This is a genomic window from Pseudarthrobacter scleromae (assembly GCF_014644515.1).
Lineage (GTDB): Bacteria > Actinomycetota > Actinomycetes > Actinomycetales > Micrococcaceae > Arthrobacter > Arthrobacter scleromae.
Genome location: NZ_BMKV01000003.1, coordinates 266,131 through 291,777 on the forward strand (window position 1 = coordinate 266,131; position 25,647 = coordinate 291,777).

Consider the following 25,647-nt stretch of genomic DNA (forward strand, 5'->3'; position numbering starts at 1 on the left):
ACACCCATATAGACAAGGACGTCCATCATGAACCAGTACGTAATCGCCATCGACCAGGGAACCACCAGCAGCCGGGCCATCATCTTCGACCACAGCGGCAGCATCGTGTCCTCGGGGCAGATGGAACACGAACAGATTTTCCCGCAGGCCGGCTGGGTGGAGCACAACCCCGCCGAAATCTGGAACAACACCCGGGAGGTCATCGCCTCCGCACTGTCCAAGGCGAACCTGACACGGCACGATATCGCCGCCGTCGGCATTACCAACCAGCGCGAAACTGCCGTGGTGTGGGACAAGACCACCGGTGAGGCCGTCTACAACGCCATCGTCTGGCAGGACACCCGCACGCAGGACATTGTGGACCAGCTTGCCAGGGACGGCGGGCCGGACCGTTTCAAGCAAAAAGTGGGGCTGCCGCTGGCCACCTACTTCTCCGGCACCAAGATCAAATGGATCCTCGACAACGTGGAGGGCGCCCGCGCCAGGGCCGAAGCCGGTGACCTGGTGTTCGGCAACACCGACTCCTGGGTCCTGTGGAACCTGACCGGCGGCGTCAACGGCGGAGTCCACGTCACCGACGTCACCAACGCCTCCCGCACACTGTTCATGGACCTGGAAACCCTGCAATGGGACGACGAGATCCTTGGCATTTTCGGTGTTCCCCGGACCATGATGCCGGAGATCAAGTCCTCGTCGGAGGTGTACGGCACCGTGCACACCTCCCAGCTCCTGCGGGAAGTTCCCGTTGCGGGCATCCTCGGCGACCAGCAGGCGGCCACGTTCGGCCAGGCTGCCTTCGAGGCCGGCGAGGCCAAGAACACGTACGGCACGGGCTGCTTCCTGATCTTCAACACCGGCGAAGAGATTGTCCATTCCAAGAACGGGCTGCTGACGACTGTGGGCTACAAGCTCGGCGATGCTGCGCCGCACTACGCCCTGGAAGGCTCCATCGCCGTCACCGGCTCACTCATCCAGTGGCTGCGGGACAACCTGGGAATGATCAGCAGCGCGCCTGAAGTGGAAACCCTCGCCGCGTCCGTGAAGGACAACGGCGGCGTGTACATCGTTCCCGCCTTCTCCGGCCTCTTCGCACCGTACTGGCGCTCGGATGCCCGCGGCGCGATCGTTGGGCTGACCCGGTTCGTGAACAAGAACCACATCGCCCGCGCCGCGCTGGAAGCCACCGCCTTCCAGACCCGGGAGGTGCTGGACGCCGTGAACGCGGACTCGGGCGTTCCGCTCACCGAACTGAAGGTCGACGGCGGCATGGTGGCCAATGATGCGCTGATGCAGTTCCAGGCGGACATCCTGGGCGTTCCGGTGATCCGGCCGAAGGTTGTGGAAACCACCGCCCTTGGTGCGGCTTACGCGGCCGGCCTGGCGGTCGGCTTCTGGAAGGACCTGGGGGAGTGCTCGGCCAACTGGTCCGAGGACAAGCGCTGGGAGCCGCAGATGGACCAGGCGGAGCAGGACCGCCAGCTGCGCCTGTGGAAGAAGGCCGTCACCAAATCCATGGACTGGGTCGACGAGGACGTGAAGTAGACCAGAACTGCCCCAAGAGGGGCCGGTGACTCCCGCCCGCCCGCTTCGCGGTGCCCACCACACCATGGCGGGGAGTCACCGGCCCCTCTCCCGTTTAACTGCCGCCTCAGCCGCTCGTTTGCGACGGGAGACTTTGTGGGTGCGCTAAAGTGGTTGCATGCGTGCGATCCTTCTGCTTAGCCAGCCGCCCGGTATCCGAAACGACGGATAGCGTGCGGCAGCCCCTCCATGGCGAGGGGCTTTTGTGTGTCCGGGAGCATTTCCCGGTGGCAGCAGGGGGATCAGGCCGTTATGGCAGCACAGATGCCGTAACAGAAACAGAAGAGGGCAGCAGTGGGCGTTCAGCCGGAGACAGAGACCGGAACAGCAGCAACAGTGTCAGCGGACGTGCCCGAGGAGGGCACCTACAGCTTCGCGGCGATGGAGGCCAGATGGCCGCAGGTGTGGGAAGACCTCAAGGTCTTCACACCCGTCGACGACGGGTCACGCGAGCGCCGCTACGTGCTGGACATGTTCCCCTACCCGTCCGGTGACCTGCACATGGGCCACGCGGAAGCGTTCGCCATGGGCGACGTCGTAGCCCGCTACCTGCGCCAGAAGGGCTATGACGTCCTCCACCCGATCGGCTGGGACTCCTTTGGCCTGCCCGCCGAGAACGCCGCCATCAAGCGCAATGCCCACCCCAGCGAGTGGACCTACGCCAATATCGACACCCAGGCGGCGTCCTTCAAGCGCTACGCCATCTCTGCCGACTGGTCCCGGCGGCTGCACACCTCGGACCCCGAGTACTACCGCTGGACGCAGTGGCTGTTCAAGCGGTTCTACGAGCGCGGCCTGGCCTACCGGAAGAACTCCCCGGTCAACTGGTGCCCCAAGGACCTGACCGTCCTGGCCAACGAACAGGTTGTCAACGGGGCCTGCGAGCGGTGCGGCACCACCGTCACCAAGAAGTCCCTCAACCAGTGGTATTTCAAGATCACCGAGTACGCGGACCGCCTGCTCGATGACATGGAGCAGCTGCGGGGGCATTGGCCGGAGCGCGTGCTGGCCATGCAGAAGAACTGGATCGGACGGTCTGAGGGCGCGCACGTCAACTTCGTAATCGAGGCCGACGGCGGCAAGCCCGCCAAGGAGGTCACGGTCTTCACCACCCGCCCGGACACCCTGTACGGCGCAACGTTCTTTGTGGTGGCCGCAGACGCGCCGCTCGCCGTCGAGCTCGTCACCGACGAGCACGCCGCAGCCCTGGACGACTACCGCGAACAGGTCAAGGCGCTCACCGAAATCGAACGCCAGTCCACCGAGCGCGAAAAGACCGGCGTCTTCACCGGCCGGTACGCCGTCAACCCCCTGAACGGCGAGAAGCTGCCGGTGTGGGCCGCCGACTATGTCCTGGCTGACTATGGCACCGGTGCCATCATGGCCGTGCCCGCCCACGACCAGCGCGACCTGGACTTCGCCCGGAAGTTCGACCTGCCCGTGCGGGCCGTCCTGGATACCGGTGAGGAAGACCCCGCCGCATCCGGCACCGCCACGGCAGGGGAGGGGACCCTGATCAACTCCGGCGACCTCGACGGCCTGCCCAAGTCCGAAGCCATCCCGGCCGCGATCGCCATGCTGGAGCAGCAGGGCACGGGCGAAAAGTTCGTCAACTTCCGGCTGCGGGACTGGCTGCTGAGCCGCCAGCGGTTCTGGGGTACCCCCATCCCGATCATCCACTGCCCGTCCTGCGGCGAGGTTCCCGTCCCGGACGAGCAGCTGCCCGTCACCCTGCCGTCCGACCTGCGCGGTGAGGACCTCTCGCCGAAGGGCACCTCGCCCCTGGCCGCGGCCGAGGCCTGGGTCAACGTCGAGTGCCCTACCTGCCACGGGGCGGCCAAGCGCGATACGGACACCATGGACACCTTTGTGGACTCGTCCTGGTACTTCCTCCGCTTCGTCTCTCCGCACTACACCGATGGTCCCTTCGATCCGCAGAAGATCAACGACTGGATGCCGGTGGGCCAGTACGTGGGCGGCGTGGAACACGCCATCCTCCACCTGCTGTACGCCCGGTTCTTCACCAAGGTCATCAACGACCTCGGCCTGATCGAGGCCAACGAGCCCTTCACGGCACTGCTCAACCAGGGCCAGGTCCTCAACGGCGGCAAAGCGATGAGCAAGTCGCTGGGCAATGGCGTGGACCTCGGTGAGCAGCTGGACAAGTACGGCGTGGACGCCGTGCGCCTGACCATGATCTTCGCCTCCCCGCCGGAGGACGACGTCGACTGGGCGGACGTCTCGCCGTCGGGCTCTGCGAAGTTCCTGGCCCGCGCCTGGCGCCTCGCCCAGGATGTGGCCAGCGCTCCCGGCGTCGACGTCACCACCGGCGACCGCGCCCTGCGCTCCGTCACGCACCGGACCATTGCCGACGCCGCCGAACTCCTGGACGCCAACAAGTTCAATGTGGTGGTGGCCAAGCTGATGGAACTGGTCAACGCCACCCGCAAGACGATCAATTCAGCTCCCGGCGCCGGAACGGACCCTGCGGTCCGCGAGGCGGCCGAGGCGGTTGCCGTGATCCTGAGCCTGTTCGCCCCCTACACGGCTGAGGACATGTGGAACGTGCTGGGGCACCCTGCCTCAGTCGCCAATGCGGGCTGGCCGGCGCACGACGAGTCCCTGCTGGTGCAGGACACCGTCACCGCCGTCGTCCAGGTTCAGGGCAAGGTGCGTGACAGGCTGGAGGTTCCCCCCTCCGTGACCGAGGACGAGCTCCGGGAGCTGGCGCTGGCCTCAGAGAATGTCCAGCGCGCCATCGACGGCCGCGGCATCCGCACCGTCATTGTCCGCGCCCCTAAACTGGTCAACATCGTTCCGGCCTAGGCCGGACCAGGCCGCCGGAGCCCTCCGGCGGCCTGCTGTTATCCCAGGAGGCCCCCTTGCCCGACCGTGACGCCGCCTGGCCCTGGGTGCGTGCACGCCTGCTGGCACGCCGCCGCGGGCAGGAAGCCCCTGAAGGCCAGCCCGCCGCCGTCGTACGTACTGCCGTGGTGACCGACTCCGCGGCGGCGCTGCCTGCTGACTGGATCGCCGGTCTCAGCGGTGAGGGGCGGCTGGCCGTGATACCCATGCCCGTGATGGTGGGGGATGAGATCTACGGCGAGGGCGAGGATGACATCTCCGAAACCATCGCCCTGGCCCTGGCGAGCGGAACGTCCGTAAAGACATCGCGGCCGTCACCCGGCCAGTTCGAGCAGGCCTACCGCTCGGCCCAGCAACGGGGCTTCGAGGCCGTGGTGTCTGTCCACATTTCCGGTGAACTGTCCGGTACGGCGGATGCTGCCCGTCTGGCAGCGGCCCGGGTTGGCATCCCGGTGGAGGTAGTCGATTCGCGGACCGTCGGAATGGCCCAGGGCATGGCGGTCCAAGCGGCCGTCCGGGCCGCGGCCGACGGCGGTGATGCGGCCGCCGTTGCCGCTGCCGCGGCGGAGCAGGCTTCGCGGACCAAAGTGTATTTCTACGTTCCCAGCCTGGAGCAGCTGCGGCGCGGGGGCCGCATCGGCGCCGCGGCATCGCTGCTGGGCACCATGCTGGCCATCAAGCCCATCCTGGCGGTGGAGGGCGGCAAGATCGTACCGCTGGAAAAGGTCCGGTCGGCCGCAAAGGCTGTAGCCCGGCTGGAAGAGATGGTTGCCGCTGATGCCGGTGCCCGTCCGGCCCCTGCCGTCCGGCTCGCCGTCCACCACTTTGGGAATCCTGAAGAGGCTAAGAGCCTGGCCGAACGGTTGGCGCGCGCATTGCCGCTGTGCCCCCCGGCCCAGGCAAGTTCCCTTCCGGCCGTACTTGCTGCCCATGCAGGGCTTGGCGTCCTGGCTGTCATTGTGGGGGAGGAACCGGGGGAGACCGGCAAGTTTCCGGGAACGCTTTCCTCGTAGCGGGCATTGGCTCAGGCTTGCCCCTGGCGGCTTCGCCGTGTGAGCCGGAGCCGAAGCGGATCAGGGCACCGCTTCGGCGAAAGCATCGTTGAAGAGCTGGATTGCCCGATCGATAGTTTCCCCAAGGGCGGATGGCTCCCGGTGCAGCGCAAAGATGAGCTCGTCCATGTGGCGCAGCCCGGCACGCTCCAGGAGCCGCTTCTCGTTGGTGACCCACTCGCCCCGGGCGGCGATCACGGCGTGTGCTGCCATCGCAGCGGAGATGGCCAGGGCGCCGGCCAGTTCCGTCAGGTGCCCGTTGGCGGCATATGCGCGGCGCGCGTATCCGAGCGTCATGTGGGCCCGGTTCATCCAGATGCTCGGGGCGGTCCTGCGGAGGGCCTGCGGGTACTCCGGCTGCGGCACATGTCCGCGAAGGACACGGTTGATGCCGAGTTCGGCCACGACCAGATAGCTGGGAATCCCGGCCAGATGGAACATAAGCGGCTCAATGTGGAAACTGCCGTGCTGCGCCTCGGCCAGCTCATGCTCAACAACGTCGAGGTTCCGGTAGTGGATATCCACGCTCCGGCCGTCGATTTCCAGCCATGCCCCGCCGTTGAAGACTCCGCCGCCCCAGCCGCCAATCTCGGAAACCGTTCCCTGCCAGCCGATGTTCCTCAAGTCATCAGGATCAAAATGTTCCCGGTAGTACAGGGCGAAATCCCAGTCGCTGGACGGTTCATCGGTGCCGGCCGCCCGGGACCCCCCGAGAGTTACCGCAAGAACTCCGGGAAGAGCCGCCAGGTGATCGGCCACGTGGTCAACGAACCCCAAATCGTCCATGCCGGACCGCCTCCCGAAAATGACCTGTGGAAATACGCTACGGCGTCTCCGTGGCGAACTTCCATTAGGCTCTGAACATGGAGGTTCGGGACTCGCCGGGAAATTCGACCGTGGACATCAACCAGGAGCTTAGCCAGCGGCGCGGCTGGATTCTGACAATCGCCGTCGGGTTTGCCCTGCACATCCTGAGTTTTGTTGTCGGGATGAAGGCAGTGGGTCCGCTGTGCGGCAGCCCGCTGCTTCCGCAGAGCAGTGCTGCTGAAGAGGCCGACATCCAGATGCGGACTACGGGGCTGGCGGCGGAGTGCTACCGGAACATCGATGCCGCTTCGGTACCCGTATGGATCTTGATGGCGCTGGGAATTGGCGTGGTACTGACGGGGGTGGCCGTCAGGATCGTGGGTATCCGCCGGTCACTTGCCCAATCCGGGAAGTTGACCGGGGCTGCGCAGGACTGAGCAAGTCCTGTGTCCAGGAGGCAGTTCCGGCCCAGGAACCGCCAGCACAGGACCTGGATGGCCCGGTGCCCACCCGCCGATCCGGCAGGGAAGCTGTGGGAATCGCTGAACACCGGAAGGCTGGATTGGGATGCCCGGGAAATACGAGCGTAGGGGTCAGCGACTGATGTCCATGTGAGCGGACAGCTCGTGTGCCGTAACAACGACGACGTTGCCACCGTCGTCCAGCATCTCAACCGGTACATTGCGCTAACCCGGGCTGAACCCGGCTGCGTCTCCTTCAGCGTGACCCTACTGGAAACCTCTTGGGCTGGGCGATGTCCCTAGGCTGACAGCCTTTCCACATAACAGGTGGCTGCCCTGTTGCCCCCGCCCAGTGGTCCATAGCGTGAAGCTATGTCACGCCGGGACGCTGGAACAGCAGGTCACTCGGCGCGCCATGCCAGAAGCCGGCTGCAGGCAGCCCTCGGCGAGGCCCCGTCCGGCCTGCTGCTGGACGCCCACGGGAATCAGCTCTTTGAGTACCAGGGTGCAGGCGGCCGCGATCCGGACACTTCCGGCACGGCGTTGCCCGGGGGATCCGGACAGGACGCGGATACCGCGTCCACGGCCCTGGGGCCGGCACTCCGCTGGCGGTTGGGCCCCCGCCTGGCGGTTCTTCTTGGCATCCTTGCCGTTGCTGCCGCGGCGTGGTTCTGGTGGCAGGTGGCGGCGGGCCGGCCGGAGATCCTCCCACTCAGCGGCGTCAGCCCCTCAAACCCTGCCGCTGGCCCTTCAGCCGAAGCCGCCGCGGGAAACGAAGGGGCCGGCGGCAGCGGGCCGGGCGTCGAGGACGCGGCAGCTGAAACCGCCGCTGCGGTGGTGATCCACGTGGCCGGCGCGGTGACCAGCCCCGGAGTGGTTCGGCTGCCGGCGGGAAGCCGCGTGCACGAGGCCATCACGGCCGCCGGAGGCGCAGTCCCCGGCGCGGACCTTGACCGGCTGAACCTGGCCGTCGTGGTGGAGGACGGCCAAAAGATCCACGTGCCGCGGGAAGGCGAGGAGTTACCTGCAGCAGGTACTGGTGGCGGAGGTCCGCAACCCGGCGGCAGTGGGGCCGATGCCGGCAACACCGGAAACCCTGCGGGAGGGAAAATCAACCTCAACACGGCCAGTGTGGAGGAACTGGATACGTTGCCGAAAGTCGGGCCGGTGCTTGCCCAACGCATCGTGGACTGGCGCAAAGATCATGGGGCTTTCAAGAGCGTCGAGGAGCTGGACGCAGTGGACGGCGTCGGGCCCAAGATGCTTGAAGCATTGCTGCCGCTGGTGACGGTATGAGGTGCCCACGTGAGGGCGGTATCTAATGGGTAGCCGCAGGGAGAAGCCGACGACGAGTCCCTGGCAGCGGTATGTGGAGTCTGCCGTCAGGGGACCCGCAGCCGTGCCGGGACCCGCGGGCAGCACCGCGTCCGCCGAAGGCAGCGCACCGCACGGCGGGAACAGGACGGCTGAGGGCCCCGCAAAACAGCCACGACGACGGCGGGGCCTCGACGGTGCCGCGACCTTCCGGCACCGGGTCCAAGAACAGTGGTCCGGGGTATGGGATTCAGCCTGGCAGGGAGCCGGGACGGACAGTTTGGGGAACGGCGCGTCCCCCGGCGGCGAGGCGCCACGCCGCCGCACTGACGTGCGCCTCGCCGTGCCTGCGGTGGCAGTGTGGGCAGCCTGCATCGCCGGGCTTTGGCTGCAACCGGTGGTCCTGGGGGCACTCTGTTGTGGTTCTGCTGCTGCGGGAATGCTCTTGATATGCCGGAGCCGTCAGCTCTGCCCACCTGGTCAACGCCGCGGCACGGCACCAGGGACAGAACGCACTTCCGGCCGGCGCAGTTTCCTGTCCACCAGCGCGGCAGCACTCTTCCTGGCCGCGGCCGCGGCCGCCCACTCGGCCGCGGGAGCCAGCCAGCGGTTCGAGGGGCCCCTGGCGGAGGCTGTTGCGGCAGGAAAATCAGTAGTGGCAGTCGTCGAAGTGGCCGGGAACCCTCGCGCGCTCACAGCACCAGGCCACGCGGGAACGCCGGAACGCTGGTCGATACCAGTCTGGACCCGCGATGTCAGCACCGGCGGTGTCCTGCTCCGGACCAGGGCTCAGCTCGTGGTGATGGGCGGCGGCGACTGGGGCACTGTGGTGACCGGCCAGCTTGTCCGCGCAACGGGAAAGCTCCGGCCGCCTGAGCAAGGAACTGAGGAGGCTGCGATCCTCGCAGCCTCCTCAGGCCCAGGCCAGGCTACCGGGGTGCCAATCCTGGAGGGATCGGCCAAAGAACTGCGGGAACAGTTCGTGGCCGCGTCCTCGTTCCTCGCCCCCGATCCCCGCGGCCTGCTGCCGGGCATGGTCACGGGAGATACGACGGCGCTGGACGAGGGCCTGGAGACTGCCATGAAGGAGGTGGGCATGACGCACCTGACGGCCGTGAGCGGCGCCAACTGCAGCCTGGTCCTTGGAGCCCTGCTGTTGGCCTGCCGGAGCCTGCGCTTGCCACGGCTTCCCGCTGCTGCCTTGGCCGGCGCCGGCCTCTGGCTCTTCGTGCTCCTCGTGGGGCCGGACGCGAGCGTCCTGCGGGCAGCCCTCATGGGCGCCGTGGCTGTCATGTCGCTGGCCGGCGGCCGGTCCGGACGCGGCCTCAGTTTCCTGTGCCTGGCGGTGATCGGCCTGCTGCTGATGGATCCTGGACTAGGTTCCAGCTTCGGGTTTCTCCTGTCCGTTCTGGCAACCCTGGGGATCATTGTCCTTGGCCGGCGCATCATCGATTGGACGCCAGGGTTCGTTCCGCGCTGGGCGGCTGCGGCGGTGGCTGTCCCGTTGTCGGCGCAGCTGCTGTGCGGTCCCGTGATCGTGCTCCTGCAGCCCCAGTTTTCCACCTACTCGCTGCTGGCAAATGTCATCGCCTCACCCCTGGTGGCCCCTGTGACGCTGCTGGGGACGGCAGCTGTTCCCCTGGTGGTCCCGGCGCCGTGGCCGGCGACCGCCCTGATTGCAGTGGCCGGAACTTTCAGCTCCGGCGTCGCCGCAACGGCAAGGTTCACGTCGCAGCTCCCAGGGGCATCGCTCCCATGGCCTGAAGGCATTCCCGGTCTGCTGACCATGCTGTTCCTGTCTGTTCTGACCTACGGAACAGTGTGGGCCATCGCCCGGCCCCGCCAGGCCGGCGGGCTGGTCCTGTCTTGCCACGGGCGTCTCGTTTCGCTTATCGAAGTCATGGAGACGAGGTCTGTCCGGGCACTCCGCCGCCACGCCTTCCGGCCGGAGCCCGGGGCGAAGCGGACGCCGGTGTGGCCGCCCGGCCCCGGCTTGGAGCAGGGGGCCGGACGTGGCAGGCTGGGATACTCCACACATCTTTCCGGAAGGAACCCACGATGGCCGCTGCGCAGAAGCGAGCAACCCGTTCCCCGGCATCGAATGCAGCCACCTGGCGGGACGTAACACCTGCAGCGGTGGTGCTGGTCAGCGGCCCGGAAGAGTATCTGGGCATCAGGGCGATGGACCGCGTCCGCGCGCAGGTGCGGGCTGCCGCCCCGGACGTTGAGGTCAGCCGCATCAACGCGGCTGCCTATGAGCCAGGCACCCTGTTGATGCAGGTCAGCCCCTCGCTTTTCGGGGAGAGCAAGCTCATTGAGGTGGAGGCCGTCGAGGCCATGAACGACGCTTTCCTCGCTGATGCTCTCCGGTACGTGGAACACACGGAACCCGATGCGGTCCTGGTCCTCCGGCATGGCGGGGGAGTCCGGGGCAAGAAACTCCTGGACGCCGTAAAGAAGGGCGGCTGGCCCGTGGTGGACTGCCAACCGCTCAAGAAAGACGCAGACAAGGTGGCCTTTGTGGCGGCCGAATTCAAGGCCGGCGGCCGCCGTATTGAGCAGGACGCCGTCCAGGCCCTGGTCAACGCGGTGGGAGCCAACCTTTCGGAACTTGCCGCCGCGTGCAGCCAGCTCATCGCCGATGCGGGAACCACCGTCACCTCGGACATTGTGGACCGCTACTACGGCGGCCGTATCGAGGCCACAGCGTTCAAGGTGGCTGATGCTGCCATGGCGGGCAATGCTCCCTTGGCCCTGTCCACGCTCCGCCATGCCCTCGCCACAGGAGCGGATCCCGTACCGCTGGTGGCTGCGCTGGCCGCAAAGCTTCGAACGGTTGCGCGGGTTGCCGGCGCATCCGGATCCTCCGCCCAGATAGCCGCGGAGCTCGGCATGCAGCCCTGGCTGGTTGAGCAGGCGCAGCGGGATGTCAGGAGATGGACGCCGGAGGGGCTGGTCCGGTCCATCCAGGCCACCGCCGAAGCCGACGCGCAGGTCAAAGGCCTTTCCCGCGACCCTGTCTATGCGGTGGAGCACGCGGTCACGGTCATTGCCATGTCCGTCCAGGGCCGCTGACCGGTCACCCGGCCTGCGGGATCCTCCCTGGGTGCCCGTCCGCGAAGGTCCTCAGCCTGTGCGCCCACCTGGACCCGAACGGCCATGGTCCGCGCAGAAGCCCAGGATTCAGGCGTAGGGCCGGGCTTAAAGATGTGTGGCCGGTACCCGAGGGTACCGGCCACAACCATCAGTTCAAACGAACGGGAAACCTTACAGTGCGTTGACCTTCTTGGAGATCGCCGACTTGCGGTTTGCTGCGTTGTTCTTGTGCAGAACACCCTTGCTAACAGCCTTGTCCAGCTTGCGGCTGGCAGCAACCAGGGCAGCAGCAGCTGCATCCTTGTCCGTGGACTCAACGGCAGTGTTGACGGCGCGGATGGCCGTCTTCAGCTCGGACTTGACTGCGTTGTTGCGCAGGCGTGCCTTCTCGTTGGTGAGGATGCGCTTCTTCTGGGACTTGATATTCGCCACGTGTGAACTCTCTTTTTAATGCGGAAATGGTCTAGAGGGCTTTCAGGTTGGCCATTGACTGAGCGGCGTGGGGATACCTATGGCGGCCAACCATCAGTGGCCGTCGACCTGCACGGACACACAGCTATAAAGAATAGCAGGTCAGCGGCAACTCTTGCCATTTCGAGGGTTAGCCCCAGCCGTGTCGCCGGCGCAGGGAGGACGCCACCTGATCGAACCGGTTGCGGTCAAGCACGGCGCCCTCGCGTCGGATGCCGTCCGGGCGCAGCTGGATGACGCGGTCCAGCCGGGCCTCGCTGGGGCGGCCCTGACGGTCCCAGCCGCCTACTCCGATGTCCACGTAATCCGCTGATGCTGCAGAGTCGGGAACACGGTCCCTGCTGGTCAGCATCAGTCCGAGCAGGTACCCGCCGTTGCGGCCCACGAGCAGAACCGGCCGGTCTTTCCCGCGGCTGTGGTCTTCTTCGTACGGCACCCACGCCCACACCACTTCCCCAGGATCCGGTTCACCATCTGGCCTGGCCGCATACCTGACGGTGAATTCGCCGTGGAAGTCCCCGGGGTAGGCAGCGCCGGCGTTTAACCTGCCCTGAACCTGGCCGTTGCCGGAAGGCGGTCCAGGCCGGCCCGGCGAGGGACGGTCGGTTGCCCCAGTAATCCTTCGCACCCTTGTGAGTGTTCGCAGGCCTGTCCTGACCGCGTCCTGCAGTGAATGGAGATTGAAAGCCATCCAGCCACCCTATAGCTGCCTCCCGCGTGGAGGAACGACGGCGGCAGCTCCATTGAGGATGCGGTGTGGCAGGCCCTGACGTGGGACACTGGAGGTTGAAAATGTGCGGCCAGACCGCGGGCCGCCCACGGCGCGCCCAGTCGATGGCCGTGTGAATGCCAAGAGTAAGGACCCCTGCGTGTCTCCCATGGCCCGCACCGCCCCGGTGCCCGCCGCGACAGATCCGGCCATTATTCGGAATTTCTGTATCATCGCGCACATTGACCACGGTAAGTCCACCCTGGCCGACCGGATGCTGCAGTTCACCGGCGTGGTCCAGTCCCGTGACATGAAGGCCCAGTACCTGGACCGGATGGACATCGAGCGCGAGCGCGGCATCACCATCAAGTCCCAGGCGGTCCGTATGCCGTGGGAACTTGACGGCACCAGCTACGCGCTGAACATGATCGATACGCCCGGACACGTTGACTTCACCTATGAGGTTTCCCGCTCTCTCGCAGCGTGTGAAGGGGCGATCCTCCTGGTGGACGCTGCCCAGGGCATCGAGGCCCAGACCCTCGCCAACCTCTACCTGGCGATGGAAAACAACCTTACGATCATCCCCGTCCTGAACAAGATCGACCTCCCGGCAGCGCAGCCGGAGAAGTACGCGGCGGAGCTGGCCAGCCTGATCGGCGGAGACCCGGAGGACGTCCTGCGCGTTTCGGGCAAGACCGGCATGGGCGTCGAGGCGCTGCTGGACAAGATCGTCCGCGACCTGCCGGCTCCCCAGGGCGACGCCAATGCCCCTGCGCGCGCCATGATCTTCGACTCGGTGTATGACACTTACCGCGGCGTGGTCACCTACGTCCGGGTGGTGGACGGCATGCTGCACCCCCGCGAACGCATCCAGATGATGTCCACCCGGGCCACCCACGAACTCCTCGAGATCGGGGTGAGCTCCCCGGAACCCACGCCCTCCAAGGGCCTGGGTGTGGGCGAAGTGGGCTACCTCATCACCGGTGTGAAGGACGTCCGCCTGTCCAAGGTGGGCGACACCGTCACCAACCTTGCCAAGCCTGCCGCTGACTCCCTCCCCGGCTACGCGGATGCCAAGCCCATGGTCTTCTCCGGCCTGTATCCGCTGGACGGCACGGACTACCCGGTGCTGCGCGATGCGCTGGAGAAGCTGATGCTCAACGACGCCGCCCTGGTCTATGAGCCCGAAACGTCCGCGGCCCTGGGCTTCGGGTTCCGCGTTGGCTTCCTGGGCCTGCTCCACCTTGAAATCACCCGCGAGCGGCTGGAACGCGAGTACAACCTGGACCTGATCTCCACCGCTCCCAACGTGGAATACGAGGTCACGCTGGAGGACAAGAAGGTGGTCCACGTGACCAACCCCAGCGAATACCCCTCCGGCAAGATCTCCGAGGTCCGCGAGCCCATGGTGGCCGCCACCATCCTGGCCCCGAACGAATTCGTCGGAGCCATCATGGAGCTCTGCCAAAGCCGCCGCGGCGTGATGGGCGGCATGGACTACCTGTCTGAGGACCGGGTTGAAATCCGGTACCGCCTGCCGCTGGCCGAGATCGTGTTCGACTTCTTCGACATCCTGAAGTCCAAGACCCGCGGCTACGGTTCCCTGGACTGGAAGGCCGACGGCGACCAGGTGGCCGACCTTGTCAAGGTGGACATTATGCTCCAGGGCGAACAGGTGGATGCCTTCTCCGCCATCACCCACCGGGACAAGGCCTACGCGTACGGCGTCATGATGACCACAAAGCTGCGTGAGCTCATTCCCCGCCAGCAGTTCGAGGTGCCCATCCAGGCGGCGATCGGCTCCAGGATCATCGCGCGGGAAAGCATCCGCGCCATCCGCAAGGACGTCCTGGCCAAGTGCTACGGCGGTGACATCTCCCGTAAGCGCAAACTGCTGGAAAAGCAGAAGGAAGGCAAAAAGCGCATGAAGATGGTGGGCCGCGTCGAGGTTCCCCAGGAAGCCTTCATCGCTGCGCTTACCACCGACGAATCCAAGGACAAGGCCAGGAAGTAGTGGTTACAGCGGCCGGCACTGCGGGAGGACCCTGCAGTGCCTAGCGTTCTTCCCCTTGGCGACCCGGCGCCGTCGGACGGTCTGCTGCCCGGCCAGGCAGCCGACGGTGCGGCGGACCGGGCATTCGGGCTATATGTACACATCCCGTTCTGCGCCGTCCGCTGCGGCTACTGCGACTTCAATACCTATACCGCCACGGAGCTCGGCGGCGGCGCCTCCCAGGATGCCTATGCCGCCACCGCGGCCTCGGAAGTGTCCCTGGCAGCCAGCGTCCTTGCAGAATCCGGCCTCCCCGCGCGGCCGCTCAGCACGGTGTTTTTCGGGGGCGGCACGCCAACCCTGCTCCCAGCGGAGGACCTGGCCCTGATCCTGGGGCGCGCCATCGACCAGTGGGGGATCGAGGCGGGCGCCGAGGTCACCACGGAGGCGAACCCGGACTCCGTCACCCCGGAGTCCCTTGCCGTCCTGAAAGATGCCGGGTTCACCCGGATTTCGTTCGGCATGCAGTCCGCCGTACCGCACGTCCTCAAGGTCCTGGACCGGACCCACACGCCCAGCCGCGTGCCCCAGGTGGTGCAGTGGGCCCGGGACGCCGGCCTGGCCGTCAGCCTCGACCTCATCTACGGCACTCCGGGGGAGTCCCTGGACGATTGGCGGTACTCCCTCGAGACAGCGCTGTCCTACCAGCCGGACCACATCAGCGCCTATGCGCTGATCATCGAGGACGGGACCAAGCTCGCCGCCCAGATCCGCCGTGGTGAAGTGCCGGGGATCGACGACGACGACCACGCCGACAAGTATGAGCTCGCCGATGAACTGATCACCAAGGCAGGCCTGGGCTGGTACGAGGTCAGTAACTGGGCCCGCACGCCCGGACAGGCCTGCCGCCACAACCTCGCCTACTGGCGGGGCGACGACTGGTGGGGGATCGGACCGGGGGCGCACTCTCACGTGGGCGGGGTCCGCTGGTGGAACGTCAAACACCCCACTGCCTACGCAGGACGCCTGGCGCAGGGAGTGTCACCGGCAGCAGGGAGGGAAACCCTGGATGCGGAAACCCGGAATATGGAGCGGGTGATGCTTGAGGTCCGCCTCCACTCGGGCCTCGAGATCGCCTCCCTCGGCGCCGCAGGACGGCACGAGGTCGCCGGGCTGATCGCGGAAGGACTGGTGGACCCTGCCGCCGCTTTCGCGGGCCGGCTGGTCCTCACGCTGAAGGGCAGGCTGCTGGCTGACGCAGTGGTCCGCCGGGTCCTGCCCAACTAGCAGTTGCGGGCCCAGGGCGCCCGTGCAGGGGCCACCCCCGTAGGGTGCGAGTGCTGGGACCCGGCGGTGGGCCCACGCTGGCGAGGGCCCCGGCACGAGCTTGCGAGTGCTGGGAGCCGGCGGTGGGCCCACGCTGGCGAGGGCCCCGGCACGAGCTTGCGAGTGCTGGGAGCCGGCGGGGACTACTTAATCCAGCGGAGGTTGTACTGGTAGCGGTGCGGCTGACCCTTGTTGACATGGATGCCGGCTGCCACGGAGAAGCAGGTCAGGGCAATCCAGATGAGGGTGGCAATCACGGCAAAGATGTTGCCGACCACCGGAACGAACACCAGGATGTTCGCCACCACAGCGGCGATGGTGGGCGGCAGGCTGAAGTTCAGCGCCTCCTTTGACTCCTGCGCCGTGAAAGGGCCCCGGTCCCGGAAGATCAGGTAGATCAGCAGGGCCGGAACGCAGCCCAGGATTCCGCCGAAGTGGGCCATGGTGGCCCACTGCCGGTCTTCGCTGGCTGTCAGGGGCAGCGCATTCGCCGGAACGCCATGGTATTCCGAACGGCCCTGGCCGCCCTGGGTGTCCCTGTGATCGCGTGCGTTTTCTGCCACAGTCTGTTCCTTCTGAAAGTGCCATGGTGCTGGCTAAGAATGCATATCGGTTGCGCCGGGCTGCGCATATCGCAGGTTCCGCAGTACCAAGAATACTTGCTGGAGGCGCGGAAGCTGCCCTGGGGCTCACAGGCACAGCGGCACGGGGTGCCTGTCAGGGCACTGTCAGGAAGTCAATGACTTCCTCCACCCTCCCCAGCAGGGAGGCTTCCAGGTCCGCGTAGGTGCGGACCGCACCCAGCAGCTTCTGCCACCCAAGCCCGATGTCTTCCTTGGTGGCATGGGGCCAGCCGAACGCGGCGAGGATGCCGGTCTTCCAGTCCTGCCCGCGCGGCACCACGGGCCATTTTTCGATGCCCAGGACAGCCGGACGGATCGCCTGCCAGACGTCCACATAGGGGTGGCCTACGATCAGCACGTTCCCGGCCGCCCCCGGGGAGGCCATGACGGCGTCCGCAATGCGGGATTCCTTGGAGTCGGGCACCAGGTGGTCCACCAAAACTCCCAGGCGCCGGCCTGGTCCGGGCCTGAACTCGGCCACCGCCGCGGCAAGGTCGTCGATGCCGTGAAGGGGTTCGACGACGATGCCTTCCACCCTAAGGTCGTCTCCCCAGACCTTTTCCACCAGTTCGGCGTCGTGCTTTCCCTCCACCCAGATCCGGCTGGCCTTTGCGACCTGCGCCCGCTGGCCGGCAACCCGGACCGAACCTGAGGCTGTCCTGCCGGCGGCAGCGGCTGTCGCCTGGCGCGGCGCCGGCGGGAGCAGCTTTATGGCCTGCCCCTCGAGGAGGAAGCCGAAGCCCAGCCGGAAAGACCTGGATTTGCCGCGCCTGTCCTCCAGGGCCACTACGTGCATGCCGCCGGACTTCTCCACGCGGGTCACCGCGCCCACCCAGCCGGACTGGACATCCTCCAGCACCATTCCCCGTTCAACATGCACCTCAGGAAGTGCAGCCTTTGACGGAGCGGACATGTCCTGGGGGCCCCAGTTCTGGTACTGCATTGATTCACTCCGCCTAGCGCTCGATCACAGGTCCGGAATTTCGCCCGGAGCGGTACCAATGCTAGCAACGGGGAGAGGCATAATAGACTGTTAGCACTTGGGCATGTCGAGTGCTAAACGATGGGTGGCGCAGCGCGGGCGGCGCGGTCGCCCCAAACCCTGGATGGAGGTGGAGTGTGAGCGAGCCACGCAAACTTGAAGTACTCCGTGCCATCGTGGAGGACTACGTCCATTCCCGCGAACCCGTGGGGTCCAAAGCCCTGGTGGAGCGCCATCATCTCGGTGTGTCCAGCGCTACCATCAGGAATGACATGGCGGCCCTGGAGGAAGAGGGCCTGATCACGGCTCCGCACACCAGCGCCGGGCGGATCCCCACGGACAAGGGATACCGGCTCTTCGTGGACCAGATCTCAGCCGTCAAGCCACTCTCCCCGGCGGAACGCCGCGCCATCCAGTCCCTCCTGGAAGGATCGGATGACCTGGACGATGTCCTGGACCGGACCGTCCGGTTACTGTCCCAGCTGACCAACCAGGTTGCGGTGGTCCAGTACCCGCACTTAAGCAGGGCCCTGGTTCGGCATATCGAATTCGTCCTCCTCGCCCCGCGGAAGGTGCTGGTGGTTTTGATCGCCAACAGCGGCAAGGTGGAGCAGCGCGTTATCGACGTCGGCCAGGACCTGGGGGACGACGCCCTGGCGGGCCTCAGGGCCCGGTTCCTCGGATCGCTTGCCGGAACTCCGCTGAGCCAGCTCGCCCAGTCCCTGCCCGCCGTGGTGGCCACAGCCGCCCCGGGGCAAAGGCAGGCCGCCCAGGCCCTCGCTATCGGCCTGGAAGCCCTGGCGCAGAGCAGCCGCGAGGAACGCATGGTTATGGCGGGCACCGCCAACCTGGCGAGGTCCAACGTGGACTTCCCGCTCAGCATCGGCCCGGTGCTGGAGGCCCTTGAGGAGCAGGTGGTCATGCTCCGACTGCTGAGCGAGATGGCGCAGGACCACCGCGGGATGGCTGTCAGCATTGGCCGCGAGATTCCCTATGACGGACTTGCCGAGGCATCGGTTGTGGCCACCGGCTATGGCCCCGACAGCGCAGCAAAGATCGGCATCCTGGGACCAACACGGATGGACTACCCCACCACCATGGCCGCCGTCAGGGCTGTTGCCCGCTACCTTTCCCGGATTTTGGGCCCCTGAGGTCCAGCCCGGGCCACCGGATACCCACAGCATTTCCAGCAGTCCAACTGCAGGCAGTACAACAAGGAAGAGATACGAACTTTGAGCAGCCACTACGACGTCCTTGGAGTCTCACCGGAGGCCACGGGAGAAGAGATCAAGAAGGCCTACCGCAAGCTGGCACGCACCCTGCACCCGGACGTCAACCCGGGTGAGGACGCGTCGGACCGCTTCAAGGCAGTGACCCACGCCTACGAAGTCCTGTCGGATCCGCAGAAACGCCGGGTGTACGACACCACGGGCAACGAAAACGGGACGGACAACGGCTTCGGCGGCGGCGGATACGCCGGCCAGGGTTTCGCCTTCCAGGATATTTTCGACACCTTCTTTGGTGCCGGGGGTTCTACCGGCCCGGCCTCCCGCGTGCGGCGCGGGCAGGACGCCCTCATCAGCGTCCGGATCGAACTCCGCGACGCTGTCTTCGGTGTGAACAAGAAGCTCGACGTGGACACCGCCGTCACGTGCCCAACCTGCGAGGGTTCCTGCTGCCAGCCCGGCAGCCATCCTGAGCGCTGCGACATCTGCGGCGGCAGCGGCCAGGTCCAGCGCGCCGTCCGTTCCATCCTGGGACAGGTCATGACCGCAGCACCGTGCGGAACCTGCGAGGGCTTCGGCACGGTCATCAAGGACCCGTGCAACGAGTGCAGCGGCCAGGGACGCATCCGGAGCCGCCGTTCGCTGACCATCAAGGTTCCCGCCGGTGTAGCCACCGGAACACGGATCCAGCTTTCCGGCCAGGGCGAGGCAGGCCCGGCAGGCGGACCTTCCGGTGACCTGTACGTTGAGATCCGCGTGAACAACGACGCCACTTATGTGCGCGACAGCGACGATCTCCACGCCACCTTGCACATCCCGATGACGGCGGCTGCCCTGGGCACCGAAGTGAGCCTGGAAACGTTCGACGGGCCACAGGAAATCGACGTCAAGCCCGGGACCCAGTCCGGCGAGATCATCACTCTTCGTGGACTTGGGGTGACCCACCTGCGCGGTTACGGCCGCGGCGACCTCAAGGTCCACCTCCAGGTTGAGACGCCCGCCAAGCTTGATGCCGCCCAGGAAGAGCTCCTGCGGCAGCTGGCCAAGATGCGCGGTGAGCAGATCACCGAGGGCAAGCTTGCAGCCAGCGGCGGCATGTTCGCCAAGCTCCGGGACAGGCTCGGTAACCTGTAGCAGTGAGCAACCCTGTCTTTTTCACTCCGTCCGGGTCCCTTGACCACATGACGGCGGGGCAGGCCTTTGTCCTCGAAGGGACCGAGGCGCGGCACGCCGTCACGGTCAAGCGCCTCGCCCCGGGTGAGCCCGTCGACATCGTTGACGGCGCCGGGACGCGGATGAGCGGACGGGTGCTTGCGGCGTCACCCGCAGGCCTCGAGGTGGAGTGCGCCTCCGTGGCTGTTGAGGAGCGGCCGGCCACGAGGCTGGTGCTGGTGCAGGCCCTGGCCAAGGGCGACCGGGATGAACTCGCCATTGAAACGGCCACTGAACTCGGGATTGACGCCGTTATACCCTGGCAGTCCGAACGGTCCATCGTGCGGTGGAAGGGCGACCGCGCCGCGAAGGCCCACGCGAAGTGGCAGTCGGTGGTGACGGCGGCAGCCAAGCAGGCGCGCCGCGCGTGGGTCCCCGAGGTGCGGCCCGCCGTCGACACCGCCGCGCTGGCCGCCCTCGTGGAGGCCGCGGGGCTGGCGGTCATCCTCCATGAGGACGCCGTGCGCCCCCTGCGCACCGTACTGGAATCCTGGCGGGAAGCGGACGGAACGGAACCGCGCGAGGTGCTGCTGATCGTTGGGCCGGAAGGCGGCATCAGCCCCAGGGAAGTCACCAGGCTCTGCGGAAAGGGCGCCGTCACCGCCCTGCTGGGGCACCATGTCCTGCGCTCATCAACCGCCGGACCGGCCGCCGTCGTGCTTGCCAGCGATGTCCTGGGCCGCTGGACCGCACCCTCGCCCTGAATGTCGCGGCCGGGCCCAACCGGCAGGCTACCGGACGTTGAAGGCCCGCGAGTCCTCATTCTGGTCCGGCTGATCGCCGGTGCCGGCCTGGGCCACCTTCAACTCGTAGTCTCCGGCCGGCAGCGTGAGGGCAAGCGTAAACAGTCCTGCCTGGCCCGGCTCAACGGCCGCCGTCGTTTCCCCAGTCAGGAACGGGACCTTGGTGCCGTCCTCCTCCGCCCGCAGGATCTGCCAGCGGAGCTTGCCCCCGGAAAGGGTGCTGCGGCCGGTGATCTTGACGCTCCCTGCGGCAACCTCTGTGTTCTCCTGCGGATCAATGATCCAGACAGGGGCCACCATGCCGGCGGCCCTCGTCATAAGGTCACCCAGCTGGATATGGCCGAAAGCAACGTAGTCCGTGTGGCCGTCCACAAGGATCCGCACGCGGATTTGCTGCCCGGAATCGATAAGCCCTGAACTGGCGGCAGCGGCGGTGGCCGTATACACAAGCTGCTGGACAGCGCGGCCGGCCATGTCGGCGTCAAGGTTGCTGTTGAAGGCGTCCTCGGACACGTCCACGGTGATGACGTCCTTGCCGGAGATGGACGTGGCCAGCTTGCCGGGATTCTGCCAGGGGGTGAAGAAATCCGGGTCCAGGGGTTTGTCCGACATCATGGCCCGCAAGGCCCGTGTCACCGGATTTTCCTGTTCAGGCACATCCCTGAATTCCCGGTAAAGGAAGATGCTGCTGTTGCTCCGGCCGATCCAGTAGACCGGCGCTTTGTTGGACGACTGCGTGGTTTCGAGCGGCGCGCTCGTGGAAGGCGCCGAGCCGGCGGCAGCAGGTCCGGAGCCCAGGGCGGTGGTGGGGGAGGGATCAGGCTCGGCCAGGCAGCCCGTCAGGAGCGGAGCCGCCATCAGAATCACTGCCAGGACGCCAGGGCGCACAATGCCGCCACGTCGTCCTGCCCTGCGGGGCGCAGCAGATTCCGGCACGTTTGTTGCCTGTCCTTTCATGAATGGCGGGCCGCTCCCCAAGCGGCGGTCCCAGCAGTGGCTGGATTTCCAGCATGGCACAGGGCCCGGAGCGGAAAGGCCGGATACGGGCCTCCGGACGGAACTGCAACGGGAACGATATGAGGCCGATATGAAGTTGATACCTAATGGCGGAACCGGCGGCGCTGCGCGTGTTTCCCGAGCTGTCCCGGCCCTTCCCCTTTCAGAGGTTGATGCTGTCCTGGCGTAAGATGGAGGGATCGCTGGTCAAGGCGCAACCGGTCCATCGTCCAAGTGCACTGTCGCCGGCCGCCAGCAGCGGGAATTGTCCGGTACTTTGAGGGGAACACGGGCCTGCGGGCCATCACTATGACTGAATCAGCGAATGGCAAGCGCCGGCTCAACACGGGAGAAGGCGCTGCGGGGGAATTTCCCCATTCCCTCCCCGGCAGCCGTACCGAGGTAGTCCTTTTCGACAACTCCGACCAGATGGTCCAGTCCTTGGGCAGCCACGATGAAGCACTGCGGTACATCGAGGAACAGTTTCCGGCCGTCAACTTCCATGTCCGCGGCAATGAGCTCTCCATCACTGGGCCTGCCAGCGACGTTCCCCGCATCATGCGCCTCCTCCACGAGGTCCGCGGGCTGGTAGCCCGCGGTACGGTGATCAGCCCGGCGGTGCTGCAGCAGCTTGTGGCGCTCTTGCGTACCCAGTCCCTGCAGAACCCCGTGGACGTCCTGACCCACGACATCCTGTCCAGCCGTGGAAAAACCATCCGCCCGAAGACGCTGAACCAGAAGACCTACGTTGACTCCATCGACACCAACACGGTGATTTTCGGCATCGGTCCGGCAGGCACAGGCAAGACATACCTCGCGATGGCAAAGGCCGTCCAGGCACTGCAGCAAAAGGAGGTCAGCCGCATCATCCTGACCCGTCCCGCCGTTGAGGCGGGGGAGCGGTTGGGCTTCCTCCCCGGGACCCTGAGCGACAAGATCGATCCATACCTGCGCCCGCTCTACGATGCCCTGCACGACATGATGGACCCTGAGTCCATCCCCCGGCTGATGGCGGCAGGCACCATTGAAGTGGCGCCCCTGGCCTACATGCGCGGCCGGACGCTCAATGACGCCTTCATCATCCTTGACGAGGCGCAGAACACCACTCCGGAGCAGATGAAGATGTTCCTGACCCGGCTTGGCTTCGGATCCAAGATGGTGGTTACCGGCGACGTCACCCAGGTTGACCTGCCTTTCGGCACCCGCTCCGGACTCCGCATCGTGGAGGAGATCCTCCACGGCATCGAGGGCGTCAGCTTCTCGGTCCTGGACGCGGCAGACGTCGTCCGGCACAGGCTGGTAGGCGACATCGTCAACGCCTACAGCATCTGGGATGAAACCCAGCGCAGCAGGGTCAAACATTCGGCGGGCGCCGCCAAGCGGGGGGAACACGCGTGAGCATCGAGGTCAACAATGAGTCCGGCGTCCAGGTGGACGAAGCGGAAATCGTGGCGTTGTCCCGGTACATCTTCGAGCAGCTGTATATCCACCCGCAGGCCGAACTGTCCGTCCTGCTGGTGGACGAGCCCGCAATGGAGAAGCTTCACATAGAGCTGATGGACGAGCCCGGTTCCACTGATGTCCTCTCCGTTCCCATGGACGAACTGACCCCCGGAACGCCGGACCGTCCCACCCCCCAGGGCATGCTCGGTGACATTGCCATCTGCCCGCAGGTTGCCAGGGTACAGGCCAAGAACGCCGGCCACTCACTGCAGGACGAGATGCTCCTGTTGACCACGCACGGTATCCTCCACCTGCTGGGGTACGACCATGCAGAACCCGAGGAGAAGGCCGAGATGTTCGGGCTCCAGCGTGAGCTGCTGTCCGGCTTCACCGGCAAAGAAGCGCCCGCCGAGACCACCCAGTGACGCCTCTGCTCCTTGTCGCAATGGCCTTGGCTTTCCTGGCTGTTGCGGCCATATTGACTGCTGCCGAGGCCGCCTTCAACTTCATTCCGCGGCATGACGCGGAAGACGCCCTGCTGAAGAGCCGCGGGACGGCCCTGCGGCAGATCCTCTCCCACCCGGTGGCGCACATCAGGGCGCTGCGGTTCTGGCGTATCTGGTTCGAGATGGCGTCCGCCGTTGCGGTCGCCGTGCTGCTCTACAGCCTGCTGGACAACGTGTGGCTGGCAGGCCTTGCCGCAACCGGCATCATGGCGTTGCTGGGCTTTGTCATCGTGGGTGTTTCGCCGCGCCAGCTGGGCAGGCTCCACTCAGCGGCCGTTGTCCGCTCCACTGCTCCGATGATCCGCTTCCTGACCTGGGTCCTGGGGCCGATCCCAGGCTGGCTGGTGACGCTTGGCAGCACGGCTGCCCCCGGCGCCCCCGGCGGGGACGAGGCGTTCTTCAGCGAGCAGGAATTCCGTGAACTGGTGGAACGCGCCAGCGAGTCCGACATGATCGAGGACACCGAAGCGGAAATGATCCAGTCCGTCTTCGACTTCGGTGACACGCTGGTCCGCGCCGTGATGGTGCCGCGAACGGACATCCTCACCATCGAAGCGGGATCCAGCCTGCGCCAGGCGATGTCCCTCTTCCTCCGCTCCGGCTACTCCAGGATTCCGGTCATCGGCGAAAGCACGGACCAGATTCTTGGCATCATCTACCTGAAGGACGTTGCCGCCGTCATCCACGAGCTGGCACCCCACGAGGAGCCGCCGCTGGTGGAGTCGCTCGCCCGGGAAGTCCGGTACGTACCGGAATCGAAGCCCGTCAGCGACCTTCTCCGGGAGCTCCAGAAGGAGTCCACGCACGTTGCCATCGTGATCGACGAGTACGGCGGAACTGCCGGACTTGTCACGCTGGAAGACCTCATCGAGGAAATCGTGGGTGAAATAGTGGACGAGTACGACACCGAAAGCGCCGAGGCCGTCGAGCTCGGCGACGGATCGTACCGGGTCAGCGCCCGCATGGGCATCGATGACCTGGGCGAGCTCTTCGACATCGAACTGGATGATGACGAAGTGGACACCGTTGGCGGCCTGCTCGCAAAAGCGCTGGGCCGCGTACCCATTGTCGGAAGCACGGTGGATGTGCAGGGTGTGTCCCTGCGGGCCGACCGGCTGGAAGGCCGCCGCAACCGCGTCAGCCATATCATTGCGGCGCGGGTGGCAAAAGAAGACACTGACCTTGAGGACCTCTTCCAAGAGGCGGAAGCAACCCAGCAGGGAGTTTCACGTGAGCAAGAAAAATAAGGCCGAAAACCACGACGATTTCGGCGGTTTCCGCGCCGGGTTCTCGGTCCTGGTAGGCCGGCCCAACGCGGGCAAGTCCACCCTGACCAATGCGCTGGTGGGCAAGAAGGTGGCCATCACGTCCGCCAAGCCCCAGACCACCCGGCACACCATCCGCGGCATCGTCCACCGGCAGGACGCGCAGCTGATCCTGGTGGACACGCCAGGGCTTCACCGCCCCCGCACCCTCCTGGGCAAGCGCCTGAACGACCTCGTTGCGGACACGCTGGCCGAGGTGGATGCGATTGGGTTCTGCCTCCCCGCCAATGAAAAGATTGGCCCCGGGGACAAGTTCATCGCCGCCCAGCTGGCCGCCGTGGGCCGCAAGCCCGTGATCGCCATCGTCACCAAGGCCGACACCGTGGACCGCCAGGCCCTGACGGAGCAGCTCCTGGCCGTGGCCGCCCTGGGCCGGGAAGTGCTGGGGGAGGAAGGCTGGACGGACATCGTTCCCGTCTCCGCGACCGACGGCTTCCAGGTGGACACCGTCGCTGACGTGCTCATCAGCCTCATGCCGCCGTCGCCGCCGCTGTACCCGGACGGTGAACTCACCGACGAGCCGGAAGCTGTGATGGTGGCGGAACTTATCCGGGAAGCGGCCCTCGAAGGCGTCCGGGATGAGCTGCCCCACTCCCTCGCTGTGGTGGTGGAGGAAATCGTCCCCCGGGAGGACCGGCCGGAAGACAGCCCGCTGCTCGACGTACGGGTCAATCTTTACGTGGAGCGTCCCTCCCAAAAAGCAATCATCATCGGCAAGGGCGGCAGCCGGTTGCGTGAGGTGGGCACCAATGCGCGCAAGGGCATCGAGGCGCTCCTGGGTACACGCATCTACCTGGACCTCCACGTAAAGGTGGCGAAGGACTGGCAGCGGGACCCGAAACAGCTGGTGAAGCTCGGCTTCTAGGCCCATTTCAAGGCGCGGCCGTTGGGCCGCCCGGCATTTTCCCAGCCTGGA

22 protein-coding genes are annotated in these 25,647 nt (G+C 66.2%); 16 read left to right on the top strand and 6 right to left on the bottom strand.

Annotation, left to right across the window (positions count from 1 at the left end):
* Positions 1-27 precede the first annotated feature (27 nt).
* The 3 genes from glpK to IEX33_RS09350 all read left to right on the top strand — a co-directional run bounded on the left by glpK (position 28) and on the right by IEX33_RS09350 (position 5,459).
* Complete coding sequence (gene glpK / locus IEX33_RS09340) at positions 28-1,542, top strand: glycerol kinase GlpK (RefSeq protein WP_188729590.1); 1,515 nt, start codon at positions 28-30, stop codon at positions 1,540-1,542.
* 333 nt (positions 1,543-1,875) lie between these two features.
* Positions 1,876-4,407 (top strand): leucine--tRNA ligase, encoded by a 2,532-nt coding sequence (gene leuS / locus IEX33_RS09345; protein ID WP_188729591.1) that lies wholly within the window; start codon positions 1,876-1,878, stop codon positions 4,405-4,407.
* A 56-nt stretch (positions 4,408-4,463) separates the two neighbouring features.
* A complete protein-coding gene (locus IEX33_RS09350; RefSeq protein ID WP_188729593.1) occupies positions 4,464-5,459 on the top strand; it encodes a DegV family protein in 996 nt (331 codons plus the stop codon).
* A gap of 60 nt (positions 5,460-5,519) precedes the next feature.
* On the opposite strand, the gene IEX33_RS09355 is transcribed toward IEX33_RS09350, so the two are convergent.
* The gene (locus IEX33_RS09355) at positions 5,520-6,284 is read right to left on the bottom strand and encodes a nucleotidyltransferase domain-containing protein (protein ID WP_188729595.1); all 765 of its coding nucleotides are present in this window, start codon (positions 6,282-6,284) and stop codon (positions 5,520-5,522) included.
* Positions 6,285-6,361: 77 nt separating this feature from the next.
* On the opposite strand from IEX33_RS09355, the gene IEX33_RS09360 reads away from it, so the two are divergent.
* The 4 genes from IEX33_RS09360 (at position 6,362) to holA (ending at position 11,155) form a co-directional block, all read left to right on the top strand.
* Positions 6,362-6,742, top strand: a complete 381-nt coding sequence (locus IEX33_RS09360; protein WP_188729597.1) for a hypothetical protein — start codon at positions 6,362-6,364, stop codon at positions 6,740-6,742.
* A 396-nt stretch (positions 6,743-7,138) separates the two neighbouring features.
* Entirely contained in the window at positions 7,139-8,062 is a 924-nt protein-coding gene (locus tag IEX33_RS09365) for a helix-hairpin-helix domain-containing protein (protein WP_188729598.1), read from the top strand.
* 25 nt (positions 8,063-8,087) lie between these two features.
* Positions 8,088-10,205, top strand: coding sequence for a ComEC/Rec2 family competence protein (locus tag IEX33_RS09370; protein ID WP_188729600.1), 2,118 nt, complete (start codon positions 8,088-8,090; stop codon positions 10,203-10,205).
* On the top strand, positions 10,139-11,155 hold the full coding sequence (gene holA / locus IEX33_RS09375) for a DNA polymerase III subunit delta (RefSeq protein ID WP_188729602.1): 1,017 nt from the start codon (positions 10,139-10,141) through the stop codon (positions 11,153-11,155). Before IEX33_RS09370 ends, holA begins: the two co-directional genes overlap by 67 nt.
* Before the next feature lie 192 nt (positions 11,156-11,347).
* Here holA and rpsT read toward each other — a convergent pair whose 3' ends face one another.
* Both rpsT and IEX33_RS09385 read right to left on the bottom strand, forming a co-directional pair.
* Complete coding sequence (gene rpsT, locus IEX33_RS09380) at positions 11,348-11,608, bottom strand: 30S ribosomal protein S20 (RefSeq protein WP_011692086.1); 261 nt, start codon at positions 11,606-11,608, stop codon at positions 11,348-11,350.
* A 169-nt stretch (positions 11,609-11,777) separates the two neighbouring features.
* Positions 11,778-12,338 (bottom strand): type II toxin-antitoxin system PemK/MazF family toxin, encoded by a 561-nt coding sequence (locus IEX33_RS09385; protein ID WP_188729604.1) that lies wholly within the window; start codon positions 12,336-12,338, stop codon positions 11,778-11,780.
* Positions 12,339-12,516: 178 nt separating this feature from the next.
* On the opposite strand from IEX33_RS09385, the gene lepA reads away from it, so the two are divergent.
* Positions 12,517-14,370 carry a translation elongation factor 4 gene (lepA, locus tag IEX33_RS09390; RefSeq protein ID WP_174174358.1) on the top strand — a complete coding sequence of 618 codons (1,854 nt, stop codon included), beginning with the start codon at positions 12,517-12,519 and terminating at the stop codon, positions 14,368-14,370.
* Between the two features lie 36 nt (positions 14,371-14,406).
* Positions 14,407-15,636, top strand: coding sequence for a radical SAM family heme chaperone HemW (gene hemW, locus IEX33_RS09395; protein WP_188729606.1), 1,230 nt, complete (start codon positions 14,407-14,409; stop codon positions 15,634-15,636).
* Between the two features lie 182 nt (positions 15,637-15,818).
* Here hemW and IEX33_RS09400 read toward each other — a convergent pair whose 3' ends face one another.
* Both IEX33_RS09400 and IEX33_RS09405 read right to left on the bottom strand, forming a co-directional pair.
* Positions 15,819-16,238, bottom strand: coding sequence for a DUF4870 domain-containing protein (locus IEX33_RS09400; protein ID WP_188729608.1), 420 nt, complete (start codon positions 16,236-16,238; stop codon positions 15,819-15,821).
* A gap of 154 nt (positions 16,239-16,392) precedes the next feature.
* Positions 16,393-17,241, bottom strand: a complete 849-nt coding sequence (locus tag IEX33_RS09405; protein WP_188729610.1) for a DUF3097 family protein — start codon at positions 17,239-17,241, stop codon at positions 16,393-16,395.
* A 176-nt stretch (positions 17,242-17,417) separates the two neighbouring features.
* Here IEX33_RS09405 and hrcA point away from each other — a divergent pair, with 176 nt between their 5' ends.
* From hrcA to IEX33_RS09420, 3 genes are all read left to right on the top strand, one after another.
* Positions 17,418-18,431 (top strand): heat-inducible transcriptional repressor HrcA, encoded by a 1,014-nt coding sequence (gene hrcA / locus IEX33_RS09410; protein ID WP_188729612.1) that lies wholly within the window; start codon positions 17,418-17,420, stop codon positions 18,429-18,431.
* Between the two features lie 81 nt (positions 18,432-18,512).
* Positions 18,513-19,640, top strand: coding sequence for a molecular chaperone DnaJ (gene dnaJ / locus IEX33_RS09415; RefSeq protein WP_188729614.1), 1,128 nt, complete (start codon positions 18,513-18,515; stop codon positions 19,638-19,640).
* Between the two features lie 2 nt (positions 19,641-19,642).
* Positions 19,643-20,422: a 16S rRNA (uracil(1498)-N(3))-methyltransferase gene (locus tag IEX33_RS09420; RefSeq protein ID WP_188729615.1), complete on the top strand. Its 780-nt coding sequence runs from the start codon at positions 19,643-19,645 to the stop codon at positions 20,420-20,422.
* 27 nt (positions 20,423-20,449) lie between these two features.
* Here the strand turns inward: IEX33_RS09420 and IEX33_RS09425 are convergent, their stop codons facing one another.
* Positions 20,450-21,397 (bottom strand): GerMN domain-containing protein, encoded by a 948-nt coding sequence (locus tag IEX33_RS09425; protein WP_229675307.1) that lies wholly within the window; start codon positions 21,395-21,397, stop codon positions 20,450-20,452.
* 369 nt (positions 21,398-21,766) lie between these two features.
* On the opposite strand from IEX33_RS09425, the gene IEX33_RS09430 reads away from it, so the two are divergent.
* The 4 genes from IEX33_RS09430 to era are packed head-to-tail and all read left to right on the top strand — an operon-like array spanning position 21,767 to position 25,596.
* On the top strand, positions 21,767-22,855 hold the full coding sequence (locus IEX33_RS09430) for a PhoH family protein (protein WP_188729619.1): 1,089 nt from the start codon (positions 21,767-21,769) through the stop codon (positions 22,853-22,855).
* Complete coding sequence (gene ybeY / locus IEX33_RS09435) at positions 22,852-23,325, top strand: rRNA maturation RNase YbeY (RefSeq protein WP_174174373.1); 474 nt, start codon at positions 22,852-22,854, stop codon at positions 23,323-23,325. The genes IEX33_RS09430 and ybeY overlap by 4 nt, the downstream gene beginning before the upstream one ends.
* Positions 23,322-24,653: a hemolysin family protein gene (locus IEX33_RS09440; protein WP_188729621.1), complete on the top strand. Its 1,332-nt coding sequence runs from the start codon at positions 23,322-23,324 to the stop codon at positions 24,651-24,653. The genes ybeY and IEX33_RS09440 overlap by 4 nt, the downstream gene beginning before the upstream one ends.
* Entirely contained in the window at positions 24,637-25,596 is a 960-nt protein-coding gene (gene era, locus IEX33_RS09445; RefSeq protein ID WP_188729623.1) for a GTPase Era, read from the top strand. Before IEX33_RS09440 ends, era begins: the two co-directional genes overlap by 17 nt.
* The last annotated feature ends 51 nt before the right edge of the window (positions 25,597-25,647 follow it).